This is a genomic window from Arthrobacter sp. Hor0625, from assembly GCF_052567525.1.
The window spans coordinates 1,747,409-1,762,945 of record NZ_CP199586.1 but is presented as its reverse complement, the minus strand read 5'-3'; the positions used below and the strand labels follow the sequence as shown (position 1 = coordinate 1,762,945).

Here is a 15,537-nt window from a genome sequence, read left to right as displayed (position 1 = left end):
GGGGCTCCTCCAGCGCTGCGCGCCACAGGCCGGGCATCGGACCAGCTTGGCCGGTTCCTCTCACTATCTGTCAGGAGTTTCGGGGGCGTGAGGGCCCTTGGACCCGGTTTCGACGGCTCCGGGACTGCCTGCCCCGGCGGGGTGTCAACGGTCCGCGCCGACCGTGCCGGGCCGTGGCATCCGGGGTGCTGAATCGGGCGGCGCGGCGGGCAACGCGGTGGTCTTTACCCCTGCGCCGGACCCGCCGCAGCGCCGGAACGGCGGGCTGCTGCGCGACCTGGGAGAAGAACCACTGCTTGGCCAGTTCCACCAGCACCAGGTAGACAACGGTCATGCCCAGCAGGGCCAGGAAGAACGGTACCGGCAGCGGGTCAAACCCCAGCACCCCGGCCAGCGGGGACAGTGGAAGGAACACACCGGCTGCCACCACACCGAGCGACGCGCAGAGCAGCCCTGCCGAGGGCCGGCTCCGCAGGAACGGGACGCGGCGGGTCCGGATGGCGAAAATAATCAGGGTCTGGGTGGCGATCGATTCAATGAACCAGCCGGCCCGGAACTCCCCCGGCGCGGCATTGAAGACCAGCAGCATGAGCGCAAAGGTCGCAAAATCGAAGAGCGAACTGATCGGCCCGAAGAGGAGCATGAAGCGCCGGATGAATCCGATATTCCAGTGCGCGGGCGCGAGCAGCTGCTCCTTGTCCACCCGGTCGCCGGGGATCGCCAGCTGCCCGGTGTCGTACAGCAGGTTGTTGAGCAGGATCTGGCCGGGCAGCATCGGCAGGAAGCTCAGAACCACCGAGGCGGTGGCCGCGCTGAACATGTTGCCGAAATTGCTCGAGGTCCCCATCAGGACGTACTTGATGGTGTTCGCGAAGATCCGCCGGCCTTCCATCACGCCGTCGGCCAGCACGCCCAGGTCCTTGTCCAGCAGCACGACGTCGGCCGCGTCCTTGGCGACGTCCGTGGCGCTGTCCACGGAGATGCCGATGTCCGCGTGGTGCAGGGCCAGCGCGTCATTGACGCCGTCGCCCATAAAGCCCACCGCCCCGCCGCTCTGGCGCAGCAGCCGGATGATCCGCGCCTTCTGCTCGGGCGAGACCCGGGCGAAGATGCTGGCCTCGCGGGCCGCGGCGCCCAGCTCCGGGTCGGACAGGGCGTCCACTTCGGCTCCGGTGAGCGTCCCGCCGGAGAGCACGCCGATTTCGTCACAGACCCGCTCCGCCACCTTGGCGTTATCCCCGGTGGCGATCTTGACCGTGATGCCGAGCGCCTCCAGCCTGTCCAGCGACTCGCGCGCATTGGCCTTGGGCTTGTCCAGAAACACCAGGAAGCCCGCGAGGAGCAGGTCCCTTTCGTCAGCCGGGCCCATGTCGGTCATGCCGGCGGCGTCGCGGGCGGCCACGGCCACCACGCGGGAGCCGGCGTCGAACTGCTCGTCCAGCAGCGCCCGCACCGCCGCGGTTACCGGGGCGCAGAGTTTGAGGACGTCTTCCGGCGAGCCCTTGGTGATGATCCGGGCGGGGCCGCCGCCGTCGCGCACCAGCACGGACGTCCGCCGCCGCTGGTGGTCGAAATCGATGACGTCGAGCCGTTCGTAGCGGCCCGGTTCGAAACCGGCCGCGCCCGGCGACGCCCAGAGGGCCGCGTCCAGCGGATTCTGGCCGACGACGGAGCGTCTGGCCTCGGCGTAGTCGGCCTCGGTGGCGAGCAGTCCCAGCCGGAACACGTCCTCCGCGGTGGCCCCGTCACCCACGGGCAGGGCCGCCGTGAAACTGATCCGCCCCTCGGTCAGGGTCCCGGTTTTGTCCGTGACCAGGATGTCGAGGTCGCCCAGGTCCTCGATGCACACCAGCCGCTTGACCAGCACCCTGCGCTTGGCCAGTTGCCGGGTGCCGGTGGCCAGGCTGGTGCTGACGACGGCGGGCAGTAGCTGCGGCGTGATGCCGACGGCGATCGCCAGCGAGAACAACAGGGATTCGAGCACGGGACGCTGCAGCAGCAGGTTCGCCACGAAGATCAGCGACGTCAGGCCCACCGCCACCTGCAGGAGCAGAAAGGAGAACCGTTTGAGCCCGAGCTGGAATTCGGTCTGGGGCTGCCGTTCGCCCAGGCCGAGCGCGATCCGGCCGAACTCCGCCCGGCCGCCGGTCGCCACCACCACGCCCGTGCAGCTGCCGGCCTGGATGACGGTGCCCATGAACAGGCACGAGGTCAGGTCGCCCAGGGCTGCACCGCCGGACACCGGCGCCGGGTCCTTGGGCACCGGCAGGGACTCGCCGGTGAGGATGCTCTCATCGCACAGCAGGTCCTTGGCCGTGAGCAGCCGCAGGTCCGCGGGAATGACCGCCCCCAGCCCGAGCTGGACGACGTCGCCGGGGACCAGGGCGGTGACGTCCAGCTCACGTGCCGTTCCCCCGCGGAAGACGACGGCGCGGTGGGTGACGCGCGAGTGCAGCGCCTCGGCGGCGCGCTCGGCACGGAACTCGTTGCCGAAGCCCAGTCCCACGCTGACGAACAGGATCACGCCGATCACGACCGCGTTGGTGGTGTCGCCCAGGAAGAGCGACAGCCCGGCGGTCAGGAGCAGGAGGACCAGGATGGGGCTGCGGAATTGCCGTCCCAGCACGGACCAGCCGCCGGCCTGGTGGGACCGGACCGCGTTCGGTCCCACCTCCGCCAGCCGCCTTGCGGCCTCCGTCTCCGGAAGGCCGCCAGGCGACGAGCCCAGGGCGGCCAGCACCGCCGCCGCCGGGGTGGCCGCGGCGTCGGCGACGGCCAGCGCTGGGGTACCCCGCGTCCCGGGAGCGGGCCGGGATGGCGGCTGTGGTGGTGCGGGCTGTGGCATGCGACGTCCGTCCGGCGACGTTGAGGTACCGCTAAGGCTACGTCCGACCGGCTCCGGCGTCATGGGGTCCACAGCCCCGGTGTCGCCGCAGGCCCGCCCGGCGACACCGGGGCTGTGGATCCTGCGCGCGCTGACCAAAACAGCGACCAAATCCTGTATATAATTTGTCCCGTTACGGTTTAGCAGAAGGCCGTTGGATAGTTTCTTCGATCCGGCTGTCGCTCCCGCAACCACTCCCTGCTGTGGTGGCCTGCGCCGCCGGGTCGATTCGACCTGAGCGAAACGGCAAAAGGAACAGTGGTCACCGACTCAACAGCAACAGCGATCAACGAGCGCCTCCACCAGGCGGTGCTGAGCAGTGCCGACGTGGAGGAGTTCCTGGGCGAACTCGCAAGGGTCTCCGCCCGAAGCCTCTCCGAGCCCGGCGACGAGATCCTGTGCGGCATTACCCTGCTCCGGCAGCGCAAACCAGCCACCGTGGCCAGCAGCAGTGCGGCCGCGCAGGCCATGGACGAGATCCAGTACAGCCTGGGCGACGGCCCCTGTGTGACGGCTTCCCGGGAACAGGTGGTGGTGCACCTGGCCGACCTGGACGAGGATGAGCGCTGGCCCGAGTGCACCGCCCGGGTCCGCGAGCACGGCATGCGCTCCATCCTGGCGGTACCGTTCCAGCTGGACGGCGGGACCCGGGCCGCGCTGAACCTGTACTCACACCGGCCGCACCGGTTTGATGAACGCGCCCGGGAACTGGCGACCATCTTCGTCAGCCAGACCTCGATGGCCCTGCGGCTCGCGGTGCGCTTCGCGCAGACATCGGAGACGGCCGAGAACCTCAAGGCGACGCTGGAAACCCGCACCGGGATCGACGTCGCCGTCGGGATCATCATGGCGCAGAACCGCTGCAGCCAGGCCGAGGCCTTCGAGCTGCTCAAGGCAGCGTCCAGCACCCGCAACGTCAAGCTGCACACGGTCGCCTCCGCGATCGTGGACGGCCTGGGCCACGGTCCCGCCCGGACCCACTTCGAGTACTAGCCGGACCGCGTTTCCCCCGGGGCGTTCGCCGCTCCCGGGGCCTGCGTCGTTCCCCGCCCGTGCGGGGCCTGTGCGGGTGCGTCGGCCCCGGCCAGGACCGCGCGGATGGTCTCCGGGTGGGCCAGGATCCGGAAGTGGCCGCCGGTCTGCAGCTGGATGTTGCGGGCCCCGGGCAGCACGCTGCCTTCGGGGATGTGCGGGTCGAAGAGCCCGAAGACGGACGTGATGCGTTCATTGACGCTCAGTTCGCGGCCGAGCTGGAGCGTCACGGCGTTCCGCGGAGACAGGGCCCGCAGGCTCGGCAACAGCATGAAGCCGGCGTAGCGGGACCCGGAAAACGGCGAGCACACGGCCACCATCCGGCTGATCCGGTGCTCGGGGTCGAGCAACGTCATGGCGTACTTGCCGATCAGGCCGCCCTTGCTGTGGGCGACGATGACGGCGTCGGTCAGGCCCCGCTCGCTGAGGTAATGCGCCAGGAGGGCGGCGGCCCGGGGAACGGCGATCCGGTTCCGCTGCAGCATCGTCACCACATGCACCGGATGCCCGCCCGCGTGCAGTTCCTCGATCAGCGGCAGCATAAACCGCCAGTCCTCGAAGATCCCGGGAACGACGACGACAGGCCGGCCGTCGCCGCTGAGGAATTCGTCCGGGCTGACCCGTGAGACGGCGCTGCGCAACTGCCGCCCGACGGCGTAGGCGTAGTCCCGGGCCCACCAGCCGGCGATCTGCAGGGCAGTACTCATGCTGCGGAGTCCTGGGGCTCCCCGGTGCCGGCAGCGGTGATGCCGGCGAAGGCAAGGATGGCTGCGCAGACCTGGGCGGCCCGGTTGTGCTGGACCACGTGCCCGGTTCCCTCAATCTCGACCACCTCCGCGGCGGCGGCCCGCGCCGCCAGCCGCCGGCACCAGTCAAGCGGCGCGACGGGGTCGTTGCCGCCCCGGATCACCAGCACCGGCGCCGTCACGGCCCCGATCCGTTCCTCGATGCGGTAGTCCATCATGACCTTCAGGTTCTTCAGGTACCAGAGCGGACCGCAGCGGAAGTAGTCGGTGACCACCAGGGCGTTGGAGGACGGGCTTTCGTAGAACAGGCAGTCCCGTCCCAGATCCAGGGCCTGCTGTGCGACGGAGTTGCGCCGGTCGTTGACCACTGGGCCCATCAGGACAACGTGCGGGATCCGCGACGGCTGCTGCAGCGCGGTCTCCACGGCGAACTGCGCGCCCATCGAATGGCCGACCACCACGAACTCCGGCACGCCAAGCTCTTCCATGGCGCCCAGGACATACCGGGCCTGCTCGGCCGCGGTGAGCGTGTGCGCCGGGGTGGGGGTGCCGCCGAAACCCGGCAGGTCAATGGAGTAGGTGTCGGCGGACTCCGCAAGAAAGCTGTGGAGCCGGCGCAGGTAGCGGTGCGAGACACCGATCCCGTGGATCAGCACGACGGCGGGCGCTGCCGGGCCGTCGTCGCTGGGGCGTCGGGAGGCGAAGACGTGGCCGAGCTGGCCGGCGGCCTCAACCTCGATGCGCACGGGCCTGGTCATGGTGGGCGTCTCGTTTCTTGTCGGCGTCGTGTAAACATACACGACGCCGGCATGCCCGCGTGGCTCCGGCGTCGCTCGGGACGGCGGAGGAAGCGGGCGCCCCGGCTGCGGTCCGGGGCTATCCGGTCGACGGGCCCAGCGGCGCCGGGCCGTCCACCGGCCGCGCGGCCGGCTCCTTCAGTTCGACGAAGATGGTGTGCGTCTCGGTCTCCCCGGTGTTCTCGCCGGAGTGGGACTGCGCCGGCAGCCAGCGCGCCAGACCGGCGGGGAGTTCGACGTCGACCTCCCGCCCGTCGGATGAGAGCCTCCGACGGAAGCTGCTCAGAGTCACCATCACGCTGTCCGGGTGCGAATGCGGCACGGTCTTTTCTCCGGGGCGGTCCATGTAGTCCAGCACGCGCACCCGTTCGTTTTCGAAAACCACGCGGTACAGCTCGGGGTTGGTCACCACGGGATCCTGGTCCATGGCGCGACTCTAGACCCGGCGGATGCGGCGCGCCAGAGCCCACGGGCCGCGGCCTGTACTCCGGCGCGGCGCCCGCTGTAGCTTGGAGGGGACAGCGAGGGTGGAAACCCGCAGGCCAACGTCGGAGGAACGCATGAGCAGCAAACCGATCGAACCGGAAGACATCGTCAGCGACGGGGTGGACGAGGACGTAAAACCCGTCCCGCGCGAAGAAAGCAGCCCGGCAGAGAAGTCGGCGCCGGCGCCCGCCGGGCAGGAAGGCCACGCCCCCGGCGAGGGCGACTCCCACAAGGTGCCGGGCCCGGCCGAGGAAGACGACGAAAAAACGGCCGACGACCGCGGCCTCACCACCGATACCAGCCCGGACTGAGGCCCCGGGCTGTGCCGTCAAGGCCCGGGCTGGGCCGTTGACCGCGGCCGGTCTCCCCGACAGGGGCGGCCGGCCGCCGGTGTGTCTACTGTGTCTTGGCGGGGGCGATGTTGATCAACCAGTCGACGCCGAACCGGTCCTTGCACATGCCGAACGTGTCTCCCCACGGGGCTTGCTCCAGGGGCATGGTCACGGTGCCGTCGGCGGAGAGCTTGTCCCAGTAGCCACGGAGTTCGGCCTCCTCGGTCCCGCTGAGGGATACGGAGAAGTTGTTGCCGGGCGTGTAGTCCATGCTGTTGGGGGTGTCGGCACCCATCAGCACCATCCCTTTTTCGCCGGTCAGCATGGCGTGCATGATCTTGTCCTTCTCGGCAGGATCGTCGCTGGCTTGGAATTCGGCGAAGGTGCTCATGTTCAGCTCTCCGCCGAAGACGGACTGGTAGAAGGTCATGGCCTCCCGGGCGTTGTCGCGGAAGCCAAGGTAGGGGTTGAGCGTGGTCATGTCCGGGACTCCTTGGTGGCTGTGTGGTGGCTGGCGCGGAACGGGCCGACAGGCGCCCGGCGCTGCTTACAGGCATATCCTGCCCGAAACAATGTCCGCTTCATAGGGGCTTAAACGGCAGGGGCGCCGCCGCGGTTGCGGTCGGCGCCCCTGAACGGGCGGCTGCCCCGGCGGGGGCGGGCGTCGGCTAAGCCGTCTGGCCGGCGTGCTCGCCTTCGGCGATTTCCTCCAGGAGCTTGTTGTTGAAGGCCGGCAGGTCATCCGGGTTCCGGCTGGTGACCAGGCCCTGGTCCACCACCACTTCCTCATCCGACCAGTTGGCGCCCGCGTTCTTCAGGTCCGTCTGGAGCGTGTGGTACGAGGTGAGGCTGCGGCCGTTGACCACGCCTGCGTCGATCAGCAGCCACGGCCCGTGGCAGATCGAGGCCACCGGCTTGTGCTGCTCGAAGAAGGCCCGGGCAAAGGCCTGCGCGTCCTTGTCCACCCGGAGGTGGTCCGCGTTCACCACGCCGCCGGGGATCACGAGCGCGTGGAAGTCGGCGGCGTTGGCCTCACCCACGGTCAGGTCGACGTCGAACGTCTCGCCCTTCTCCGTTCCGTCGTAGCCCTGCAGCTTTCCACTCTTGGGGGCCACGAGGGTGGGTTCCCCGCCGGCTTCCTTCACGGCGTTCCACGGGCTGGTCAGCTCGACCTGCTCGACGCCGTCCGTCAGCAGAAATGCGACCTTCTTGCCTGCAATGGTGTGTTCCGACATGTGTCCTCCTCCAGCCAGCGCGGGTTCCGGCGGCAGGTGTGCCGCCGGAGGGCCCGCGGGGAAATTGGTGCCTTGCACGTCCAACTCTAGGAAGTTGGAAAATAACAAGCAAGCTGACTATTTTTGGGCCCGGGGATTGCCGGCCGGCAATCGCCCCCCTGGCCACGGGTGTGGCGGGTGGTTAGGCTGGCGGAAGCCGCAGCTTCACAGAACAGGAGTGGACATCATGGACGAACGGGACATCCTCCAGCGCATTACCTCCCTCGTGGACGAGGAGCGGGAGCTCCGGGAGCAGGCCGAGTCCGCGAGCGCCGACCACGACCACGTCCCGGACCGGCTGCGCCTGCGGCAGCTCGAAGAGGACCTGGACCAGTGCTGGGACCTCCTGCGGCAGCGGCGCGCCAAGCGGCAGTACGGCGAAGACCCGGACGACGCCGAAGCCCGGCCGACCACCCAGGTCGAGGGCTACAGCGGCTGAACCGGTCCGGCGGGACGCAGCGCCGTCCTTCCCGTTTGCGGACGGCCGGCGCATGCTGGTGCCATGCAGATCGCGTTCGTCGGCGATGTCATGCTCGGGCGGCTGGTAAACGACCGGCTGAGAACCGCCGGCCCGGAGTACCCGTGGGGCGACACGCTGCCGGTCCTGCGGCGGGCCGACCTCAGGATCGCGAACCTCGAGTGCGTGCTGGCCGACGGCGGAGCGCCCGAGCCCGGCAAGGTCTTCACGTTCCGCAGCGACCTGGAGAACATGCACGCCTTGGCCGCGGCGGGCATCGATGCGGTGTCCCTGGCGAACAACCACGTCCTGGACTACGGCGCGGACGCGTTCCGGGAGATGCTGCCGGCGCTGGACGCCGCGGGCATCCTGCACGCCGGGGCGGGCGAGGACCTGGCCGCGGCGCAGCGCCCGGCCGTCCTGCGGGCGGGCGGCACCGCCGTCGGCTTCGTGGCGTTCACGGACAACGAGCCGGACTGGGACGCCGCGGCCCGCTCCCCCGGCGTCCACTACGTCCCCGTGTCCCGGCTCGGGGACCGGGTGGAGCGGCTGCTGGAGCTGGTGCGGGAGGCCAGCTCCGGCGTGCAGCTGCTCATCGTGTCGGCGCACTGGGGCGGCAACTGGGGGTCGGACGTCCCGCCGGAGCACCGGTCCCTGGCGCGCCGCCTGGTCGACGCGGGTGCCGACGTCGTGTTCGGGCACTCGCCCCACATCGTCCGCGGCGTCGAGTTCTACCGCGGCCGGCCCGTCATCTACGGGGCCGGGGACTTCATTGACGACTACGCGGTGGACCCCGTCGAGCGCAACGACCGGTCTTTTATCTTCCTGTTGGAGGCCGACGACGGTGTACCGCACCTGCTGCGGCTCTTTCCCACCGTGATTGCCGGGTTCCAGGCCCGGCTGGCGCGCGGGGACGCCCGCGACAGCGCCGCCCGGATGACCCGTTTGTGCGCGGTGCTGGGCACGGCCGGGAGCTGGAACGCCCGCGACGGCTGTCTTGAACTGCGGCCGCGGTAACCGCCTCGGCGCTCTGCCGCCCGCCCGGAAGTGCGTTTGCCCCCTGATATTTCCGCGCCCCAGGTCCTACGATATGGACGGGGGGCACTCGAAAAGCACCATGCTTACTGGGAGGCCACGATGTTCCACGCTGTTCGCACTCTGTTTCCGCATTTGCAGAAGACATCCGTGGCGGCGGCCCGTCCCCCGGCCGGACCAGGGGGACGGCGCTTTACCGGGGGCAGCGGCTTCGTCGGCGCCCTTGCCGCCGTCGCCCTCGCTGCCGGCGGCGGGATCCTGGCCGCGGCGCCGTCAACCGCCGCCGAACCGGTGCAGAACTACATCGTGGTGCTCAAGGACGGGGCCGGGGACGCCGGCGCCCTGGCAGCGGCCCAGCAGGGCAAGTTCGGTTTCCGCGCCACCACCGTCTACCGCAGCGCCGTCCTTGGCTACTCGGGGTCGATGACGGCGTCCCAGGCCAAGCGGCTCGCGGCCGATCCCAGCGTCGACTTCGTCACCGCCGGGCGCCATTTCGAGGAACCCGAGGAGCCGGCCGCCCCCTACACGCAGGTTGCCCCGCTGTGGTGGCAGCGCATCGGCGGCGATCCCGAGGAGGCCAAGGACGCCGTCCGCGCCGGCACCACCGACGACGGCCCCGCGGTCAACGTCGCGGTGATCGACAGCGGCATCGACGGCAAGCACCCGGACCTCAACGTCCAGGGCGGCATCGACTGCTCCTCCGGCCAACCCGTGGAGGTCGCCCCGGTGGACGTCCTGGGGCACGGTACATCCGTGGCGGGCGTTATCGGAGCCCGCAACAATGGTTCCGGCATCATCGGCGCGGCGCCCGGGACGCCGCTGTGGTCGGTGCGGGTGGTCTCGAACACCGGGGTCATCACGGAGGAGAGCCTGATCTGCGCGATTGACTGGGTCACGTCGACCCACAAGGACGACGACGAGGACAACGACATCGCCGTCGCGAACATCAGTATCGGTGGCCCCGGCACCAATACGCCGAACTGCGGCAAGGGCACCGACCCGATGCACTACGCCATCTGCCGCTCGGTCCGCGCCGGTGTCACCTACGCCGTGGCCGCCGGCAACGAGGCCTCGGACCTGGCCCGCACGGTGCCGGCGGCCTACCACGAGGTGCTGACCGCCACCGCGATGGCGGACTTTGACGGCAAACCGGACGGCCTGGCGGCCCCCAAGTGCGGCAAGGACGACTGGCGGGCCATCGGCCAGCTCGACGACCGGCCGGCGTTCTTCTCCAATTTCGCCACCAACCCCGCCGACACCCGGCACACGGTCGCCGCTCCGGGCGTCTGCGTCCTGTCCACGGTGCCCGGCGGCTACGGCGTGAACCACGGCACCAGCTTCGCCAGCCCCGCCGTGGCCGGCGCCGTGGCCCTGTGCATCGACCGGGGCTCCTGCGAAGGCTCCGGAGCGGAGGTCCGGGACCAGTTCCTGGACATCGCAGCCTCCTACAATCACCACCACCCGGGCTTCGGGTTCGTCGGCGACCCGCTCCGCCCGGCCGGGGCGAAGTACTACGGCTACCTGACCCAGATCCTGCGGCTCTAGGACACCTCCGCCGGCCGGCTCGCCTTCAACGGGCCGGCCGGGCTAGCTCCCGGTCCCGTCCCGGCCCTGCCCGGCGGCCGCCTTGGCCCCGGATCCACGCCGCCACAGCGGTTCCAGCCCGGCAATCTCCTCCGCCGAGGCGGTCCCGAACGGCGGGTTCGCCGGCGCCGGCGGGGCTTTGGGCCCCTGGCCCCGGGTGGCCCAGAGGCTCATCCCGATGGAGACGCCCAGGATGAGGGCGATGACCGCCAGCGAGAGCGGCGTCGGGATGTAGTAGAGGTCGACCTTCAGGAGCATCTTGATGCCCACCCAGATCAGGACCAGCGCCAGCCCGACCTTGAGGTAGATGAAGCGGTGGATCAGGTCTGCCAGCAGGAAGTACATGGCCCGCAGCCCCAGGATCGCGAAGGCGTTCGCCGTGAAGACCAGGAACACCTCGTCGGTGACGGCGAAAATGGCGGGGATGGAGTCCACGGCAAAGATGATGTCGGTGAACTCGATCAGGGCCAGCACCGCAAGCAGCGGCGTCGCCAGCAGGACGCCCTTCTTACGGACCAGGAACCGCTGGCCGTGGAAGTCGTTCGTCATGGGCACCCGGCGGCGGAAGAGCCGCAGCAGCCTGGATTCCTCGGGGTCCAGCTGCTCGTTGCGGTGCCGGATCATCCGGTAGCCGGTCAGAAGCAGGAACGCGGCAAACAGGTACAGCACCCAGCCGGCGCTGGCGATGATCGCGGAGCCGGCGGCGATGAAGATGCCGCGGAACACCAGGGCGCCGAGCACCCCGAAGAACAGCACCCGGTGCTGGTATTCACGGGGTACGGCGAAATAGGTGAAGATGATCGCCCAGATAAAGACGTTGTCGACGGCCAGGGACTTCTCGATCAGGTAGCCGGCGAAGTATTGCTGGCCCAGTTCGGCGCCATAGAGCACCCAGACCAGGGCACCGAAACCCACACCCAGCGCGACCCAGAGGGCGGACCACAGGGCGGCTTCACGGACACCGATCACGTGCGCCTTGCGGTGCGCGAACAGGTCCACGGCCAACATCAGCACAATCACGGCCAGGACGGCCAACCAGGCCCAGAGGGGAACATTCATCAGGGGACACCCGCTTCCAGTCAGTAGCTACCAACTGGAGGTCTTTCCCGGCCGCTGCGGGCCTGCACCGCCGGGCCGCTCAGGGGCGGCCGTACTGACGACGGGACATTCGGGGGATACTCCCCTCCACAGGCTTAAGTGAAACATGGCTCGCTGCGGTCCGGCAATGCCCGCCCCTCGGGGCTGAGAGAATGGCCCCATGGAAGTCGCCCTCGGACTGCTCGTGCTCGTCGCCGTCGTCTGTGCCGGCAGCGCACTGGGCCGAAAACTCAACGTGTCCGTTCCCCTGCTGCTGGTGCTTGCCGGCGTCGCGGGTTCCTTCCTGCCCTTCGTCCCAACCATCGACCTGAACCCGGAACTGGTTCTCGTCGGGCTGCTGCCGCCGCTGCTCTACGCCGCGGCGCTGCGGACCTCGCTGTTCGACTTCGGTTCCAACCGCCGTGCCATCGGACTGCTCTCGGTGGGCTACGTCATCTTCGGCACGCTCGCGGTCGGCGCCGTCGTGTGGTGGCTGTTCCCGGAAATCCCGCTGGCCGCCGCGATCGCGCTGGGCGCCGTCGTCGCCCCACCCGATGCCGTGGCCGCGACCGCGATCGCCCGCAAGGTGGGCATGCCGCGCCGGATCGTCACCATCCTCGAGGGCGAGTCACTGGTCAATGACGCCACCGCCCTGGTCTGCCTGCGCGCCTCCATCGCCGCGATCGCCGGCTCCGTGTCCGCGCTCGACATTGCCGGCGGGTTTCTGCTCGCCGCGGGCGGCGGCCTGGTCGTGGGGCTGGCGGCAGCCTACGTGCTGACCGAGCTCCGGAAACGGATCCGGAACGTTGCGATCAACACCTCGACGTCGTTGATGGCGCCGTTCGTCGCGTACCTCCCGGCGGAGGCGATCCACGCCTCCGGTGTCCTCGCCGTCGTCGTCACCGGGCTGGTGATGGGCATGAAGGCACCGTCCATGCCCAATGGGGCGGCCCGGCTGAGCCAGCGCAGCAACTGGAACACGGTCCAGTTCCTGCTTGAAAATTCGGTGTTCCTGCTGATCGGCCTGCAGGTCAGCACCATTATCGCGGGCGTCCAGGACGACTCGCTGGGGGCGGGCCGGATCTGGGCCGGCTGCGCAGTGATCCTCCTGGCGGTGCTGCTGCTCCGACCGGTCTGGGTGTTCCCGGCGACGTACCTGCCGCGGCTGATCCCGGCGGTCCGGCGCGCCGATCCGGCCCCGCCGTGGCAGTTCGCCGCGATCGTGTCGTGGGCCGGCATGCGCGGGGTGGTGACGCTGGCGGCGGTCCTGGTGCTGCCCGCGGACCTGGAGCACCGCCCGGTGCTGATTCTGGCCGCGCTGGTGGTGGTCGGCGGGACGCTCGCGCTGCAGGGCCTGACGCTGCCCGGGCTGGTCCGGCTGCTCCGGGTCCAGGGTCCGGACCAGCGCGAGGATGCGCTGAACCAGGCGTCCCTGATGCAGCTGGCCACCGCGGCCGGCGTGGCGAAGCTGCAAGAACTGCGCACGGACGAGGACCCGCCCGAGGTCGTCGCGATGCTGAAGCGGCGCACCCAGGAACGCGGCCTGGCAGCCTGGGAGCGCCTGGGCCGGCCGACGTCGGAAGCGGCGACCCCCAGCCAGCGCTACGCGCAGCTGCGGCTGGCCATGCTCGACGCCGAACGCGCCAAGGTGCTGGAACTGCGCCGCGGCGGTGAGTACGCGCATGAAGTCCTCAGCGGGGTGCTGGAACGGCTGGACGTCGAGGAGTCGATGCTGGATGCCTCGCTGGAGGAGCTGGACACCGACGGCGGGGGCGGCGGCGAGGGCATCGCCCGCCCCGGCGGGATCTGCGGACACCTGGAGACCGCGCCGGACCCGGAGGTTCCGGACGACCCGTTCTGCGCCGACTGCCGCCGCGACGGCACGACGCCGGTCCACCTGCGGATGTGCCTGGCGTGCGGGCAGGTGGGCTGCTGCGACTCCTCCCCCGGAACGCACGCGTCCAGGCACTTCCAGGCGACCGGCCACCCGGTCATGCGCAGCGTCGAGCCGGGTGAGGACTGGCGCTGGTGTTACGAGGACGAACTGCTGGGGTGACCCCCGGGCCGGGCGCGCGTACCCTCGGGATGTGGACATCGTCGAGTTTTTGTCCGAGCGGATCTCCGAGGATGAAGCGGCGGCCCGGACCCTGCTCAGCGACCGGACCGTCTCCAAGTCCGGGGAATGGTACGAACAGCGGCTGCTGCTCGAGTGCGAGGCCAAGCGGAGGCTGATCGGCGTCGTCGAGGCTGCCCGGCAGGCCGCGCTGGCAGCGATGGTCAGCGACGCCCTCCAGGAAACCCACTGGGCACCCCGGTCCCTGGACTGGATGGAGCGGTCGCTGCAGGCCCTGGCGCTGCCCTACTTCGACCACCCGGACTTCCGCCAGGACTGGCTGCACCCCTGAAATATCCGCGGCCGCGGCGTGGTTAGCCCGGGTATGACTACTATCGGAATCATCGGAGCAGGACACATCGGCGGCCAGCTGGCCCGCAAGGCAGTGGAGCTGGGCTACGACGTCGTCATCAGCAACTCCCGCGGCCCGGAAACCCTGGCCGGCCTGGTGTCGGAACTGGGCCCGCACGCCCGTGCCGCCACGGCGGCCGAAGCAGCAGCGGCAGGCGACTTCGCCGTCGTCACCGTCCCGCTGAAGAGCATCAAGGACATCCCGGCCGAGCCGCTCGCGGGCAAGATCGTCATCGACACCAACAACTATTACTGGGAGCGCGACGGGCGCATCCCGGCGCTGGACAACGGTGAGGCCACCACCTCGGGCCTGCTGCAGGAACACCTGCCCGGTTCCAAGGTGGCCAAGGGTTTCAACCACATCATGTACACCGACATCACCACCGACGGAACGCCCGCCGGTACCGAAAACCGCCGCGCCCTGGCCACCGCCAGCGACTACCCGGAGGCGGCCGAGCTGGTGACCCGGCTCTACGACGAGTTCGGCTTCGACACAGTCAACATCGGCCCGCTCTCGGAGAGCTGGCGGGTGGAGCGGGACCGCCCGGCCTACGTCGCCCGGCAGAATGCGGCCGAGCTGCGGGAGAATCTCACGAAGGCGCCGCGGACCATCTGAGCCCCGCCGGCGCCGCCGAAATGACAGATCACGGCAGTGTTCCCGCGGGACACTGCCGTGATCTGTCATTTCGCGGACCAGTGGAAGCCTGCAACTAGGTGCGTTTCCGCAGCCGGCGCCACCAGCGCCCTTCCGGTTCCGGTGCGGGCGGGACGACGGCGGCGGCTGACCGGCGCTCGCGCCACCGCGCGACCTCGGCATCGACGTCGCGGGTTTTGGTGATCACCGGCGGGCCGCCCTGGAGCTGCCTCCGGGCGTCGATGACCCGGGCGTTGAAGTCCGCCACGATGTCCCGGACCTGGTGCTCCGTCGGCTGCGCGTCCAGCCGTTCGTCGAGCCCGGCGTCCTCGGTGCGCAGCAGGATCGCGGCCGGACCCAGCCCGGTGACGTTTTCGCGCTGAAGCAGCCCCTTCACCCACCAGTCCGGGTCGTACACCTCGCCGAGGCCCGGAATCGGTTTGCCCGCGTACTTGAGGTTGTCGAACTTCCCCTGCGCCATGGCATCGCGGACCAGGTACTCGGCCTTCGCCGCGTCGTCCACGCGGGCGCGTTTTTGCCGGAGCTCCTCTTCCGCGGCGTTGAGCTCGTCGTTTTCCTGGACGCTGCTGCCGCTGTACCGGATAGAGCGCAGCTCGGCCGCGCGTTCCACGCGGCGCCGGAACGCGCTGCCCCCGTCACCGCCCATCAGCTACCCTCCTCTGCCGCTGCCGGAACACCGAATCTGGGTTCAAGTATCCGCAAATCCGGCAGGCG

16 protein-coding genes are annotated in these 15,537 nt (G+C 69.8%); 8 read left to right on the top strand and 8 right to left on the bottom strand.

Going from position 1 to position 15,537, the window contains the following annotated elements; translation table 11 throughout:
- Positions 1-70: 70 nt before the first annotated feature.
- Positions 71-2,845 (bottom strand): magnesium-translocating P-type ATPase, encoded by a 2,775-nt coding sequence (gene mgtA, locus ACTWLI_RS08080; protein WP_445153412.1) that lies wholly within the window; start codon positions 2,843-2,845, stop codon positions 71-73.
- Positions 2,846-3,142: 297 nt separating this feature from the next.
- Here mgtA and ACTWLI_RS08075 point away from each other — a divergent pair, with 297 nt between their 5' ends.
- Positions 3,143-3,877 (top strand): GAF and ANTAR domain-containing protein, encoded by a 735-nt coding sequence (locus ACTWLI_RS08075; protein ID WP_445153411.1) that lies wholly within the window; start codon positions 3,143-3,145, stop codon positions 3,875-3,877.
- Here ACTWLI_RS08075 and ACTWLI_RS08070 read toward each other — a convergent pair.
- The 3 genes from ACTWLI_RS08070 to ACTWLI_RS08060 all read right to left on the bottom strand — a co-directional run bounded on the left by ACTWLI_RS08070 (position 3,874) and on the right by ACTWLI_RS08060 (position 5,886).
- Positions 3,874-4,623, bottom strand: coding sequence for an esterase/lipase family protein (locus ACTWLI_RS08070; protein ID WP_445153410.1), 750 nt, complete (start codon positions 4,621-4,623; stop codon positions 3,874-3,876). The two genes, ACTWLI_RS08075 and ACTWLI_RS08070, sit on opposite strands and share 4 nt — an antisense overlap.
- On the bottom strand, positions 4,620-5,420 hold the full coding sequence (locus tag ACTWLI_RS08065; RefSeq protein ID WP_445153409.1) for an alpha/beta fold hydrolase: 801 nt from the start codon (positions 5,418-5,420) through the stop codon (positions 4,620-4,622). The genes ACTWLI_RS08070 and ACTWLI_RS08065 overlap by 4 nt, the downstream gene beginning before the upstream one ends.
- Positions 5,421-5,538: 118 nt before the next feature.
- Positions 5,539-5,886, bottom strand: a complete 348-nt coding sequence (locus tag ACTWLI_RS08060) for a cytoplasmic protein (RefSeq protein ID WP_445153408.1) — start codon at positions 5,884-5,886, stop codon at positions 5,539-5,541.
- A 133-nt stretch (positions 5,887-6,019) separates the two neighbouring features.
- Between ACTWLI_RS08060 and ACTWLI_RS08055 the strand changes: the two genes are divergently transcribed.
- Positions 6,020-6,256, top strand: a complete 237-nt coding sequence (locus ACTWLI_RS08055) for a hypothetical protein (protein WP_445153407.1) — start codon at positions 6,020-6,022, stop codon at positions 6,254-6,256.
- Between the two features lie 85 nt (positions 6,257-6,341).
- On the opposite strand, the gene ACTWLI_RS08050 is transcribed toward ACTWLI_RS08055, so the two are convergent.
- Together ACTWLI_RS08050 and ACTWLI_RS08045 are read right to left on the bottom strand one after the other, a co-directional pair.
- Positions 6,342-6,758 (bottom strand): VOC family protein, encoded by a 417-nt coding sequence (locus ACTWLI_RS08050; RefSeq protein ID WP_445153406.1) that lies wholly within the window; start codon positions 6,756-6,758, stop codon positions 6,342-6,344.
- Between the two features lie 187 nt (positions 6,759-6,945).
- Positions 6,946-7,512 carry a type 1 glutamine amidotransferase domain-containing protein gene (locus tag ACTWLI_RS08045; protein ID WP_445153405.1) on the bottom strand — a complete coding sequence of 189 codons (567 nt, stop codon included), beginning with the start codon at positions 7,510-7,512 and terminating at the stop codon, positions 6,946-6,948.
- Positions 7,513-7,738: 226 nt separating this feature from the next.
- Here ACTWLI_RS08045 and ACTWLI_RS08040 point away from each other — a divergent pair, with 226 nt between their 5' ends.
- From ACTWLI_RS08040 to ACTWLI_RS08030, 3 genes are all read left to right on the top strand, one after another.
- Positions 7,739-7,990 (top strand): DUF2630 family protein, encoded by a 252-nt coding sequence (locus ACTWLI_RS08040; protein WP_445153404.1) that lies wholly within the window; start codon positions 7,739-7,741, stop codon positions 7,988-7,990.
- 63 nt (positions 7,991-8,053) lie between these two features.
- Positions 8,054-9,025, top strand: coding sequence for a CapA family protein (locus ACTWLI_RS08035; protein ID WP_445153403.1), 972 nt, complete (start codon positions 8,054-8,056; stop codon positions 9,023-9,025).
- A gap of 153 nt (positions 9,026-9,178) precedes the next feature.
- Entirely contained in the window at positions 9,179-10,588 is a 1,410-nt protein-coding gene (locus tag ACTWLI_RS08030) for a S8 family peptidase (protein WP_445153402.1), read from the top strand.
- Between the two features lie 42 nt (positions 10,589-10,630).
- Here the strand turns inward: ACTWLI_RS08030 and ACTWLI_RS08025 are convergent, their stop codons facing one another.
- Positions 10,631-11,686 (bottom strand): TerC family protein, encoded by a 1,056-nt coding sequence (locus tag ACTWLI_RS08025; protein ID WP_445153401.1) that lies wholly within the window; start codon positions 11,684-11,686, stop codon positions 10,631-10,633.
- A 199-nt stretch (positions 11,687-11,885) separates the two neighbouring features.
- Here ACTWLI_RS08025 and ACTWLI_RS08020 point away from each other — a divergent pair, with 199 nt between their 5' ends.
- The 3 genes from ACTWLI_RS08020 to ACTWLI_RS08010 are packed head-to-tail and all read left to right on the top strand — an operon-like array spanning position 11,886 to position 14,784.
- Positions 11,886-13,760 carry a Na+/H+ antiporter gene (locus tag ACTWLI_RS08020; protein WP_445153400.1) on the top strand — a complete coding sequence of 625 codons (1,875 nt, stop codon included), beginning with the start codon at positions 11,886-11,888 and terminating at the stop codon, positions 13,758-13,760.
- 31 nt (positions 13,761-13,791) lie between these two features.
- A complete protein-coding gene (locus tag ACTWLI_RS08015) occupies positions 13,792-14,109 on the top strand; it encodes a DUF6221 family protein (RefSeq protein ID WP_056737524.1) in 318 nt (105 codons plus the stop codon).
- A 33-nt stretch (positions 14,110-14,142) separates the two neighbouring features.
- On the top strand, positions 14,143-14,784 hold the full coding sequence (locus tag ACTWLI_RS08010) for an NADPH-dependent F420 reductase (protein WP_445153399.1): 642 nt from the start codon (positions 14,143-14,145) through the stop codon (positions 14,782-14,784).
- Positions 14,785-14,878: 94 nt separating this feature from the next.
- On the opposite strand, the gene ACTWLI_RS08005 is transcribed toward ACTWLI_RS08010, so the two are convergent.
- Positions 14,879-15,469, bottom strand: coding sequence for a DnaJ family domain-containing protein (locus tag ACTWLI_RS08005; protein WP_445153398.1), 591 nt, complete (start codon positions 15,467-15,469; stop codon positions 14,879-14,881).
- Between the last annotated feature and the right edge of the window lie 68 nt (positions 15,470-15,537).

Bases quoted from the DNA above. Each gene is read 5' to 3' on its own strand.
- mgtA (WP_445153412.1), bottom strand. From the start codon at position 2,845: ATGCCACAGCCCGCACCACCACAGCCGCCATCCCGGCCCGCTCCCGGG.
- ACTWLI_RS08070 (WP_445153410.1), bottom strand. From the start codon at position 4,623: ATGAGTACTGCCCTGCAGATCGCCGGCTGGTGGGCCCGGGACTACGCC.
- ACTWLI_RS08065 (WP_445153409.1), bottom strand. From the start codon at position 5,420: ATGACCAGGCCCGTGCGCATCGAGGTTGAGGCCGCCGGCCAGCTCGGC.
- ACTWLI_RS08060 (WP_445153408.1), bottom strand. From the start codon at position 5,886: ATGGACCAGGATCCCGTGGTGACCAACCCCGAGCTGTACCGCGTGGTT.
- ACTWLI_RS08055 (WP_445153407.1), top strand. From the start codon at position 6,020: ATGAGCAGCAAACCGATCGAACCGGAAGACATCGTCAGCGACGGGGTG.
- ACTWLI_RS08050 (WP_445153406.1), bottom strand. From the start codon at position 6,758: ATGACCACGCTCAACCCCTACCTTGGCTTCCGCGACAACGCCCGGGAG.
- ACTWLI_RS08045 (WP_445153405.1), bottom strand. From the start codon at position 7,512: ATGTCGGAACACACCATTGCAGGCAAGAAGGTCGCATTTCTGCTGACG.
- ACTWLI_RS08040 (WP_445153404.1), top strand. From the start codon at position 7,739: ATGGACGAACGGGACATCCTCCAGCGCATTACCTCCCTCGTGGACGAG.
- ACTWLI_RS08035 (WP_445153403.1), top strand. From the start codon at position 8,054: ATGCAGATCGCGTTCGTCGGCGATGTCATGCTCGGGCGGCTGGTAAAC.
- ACTWLI_RS08025 (WP_445153401.1), bottom strand. From the start codon at position 11,686: ATGAATGTTCCCCTCTGGGCCTGGTTGGCCGTCCTGGCCGTGATTGTG.
- ACTWLI_RS08020 (WP_445153400.1), top strand. From the start codon at position 11,886: ATGGAAGTCGCCCTCGGACTGCTCGTGCTCGTCGCCGTCGTCTGTGCC.
- ACTWLI_RS08010 (WP_445153399.1), top strand. From the start codon at position 14,143: ATGACTACTATCGGAATCATCGGAGCAGGACACATCGGCGGCCAGCTG.
- ACTWLI_RS08005 (WP_445153398.1), bottom strand. From the start codon at position 15,469: ATGGGCGGTGACGGGGGCAGCGCGTTCCGGCGCCGCGTGGAACGCGCG.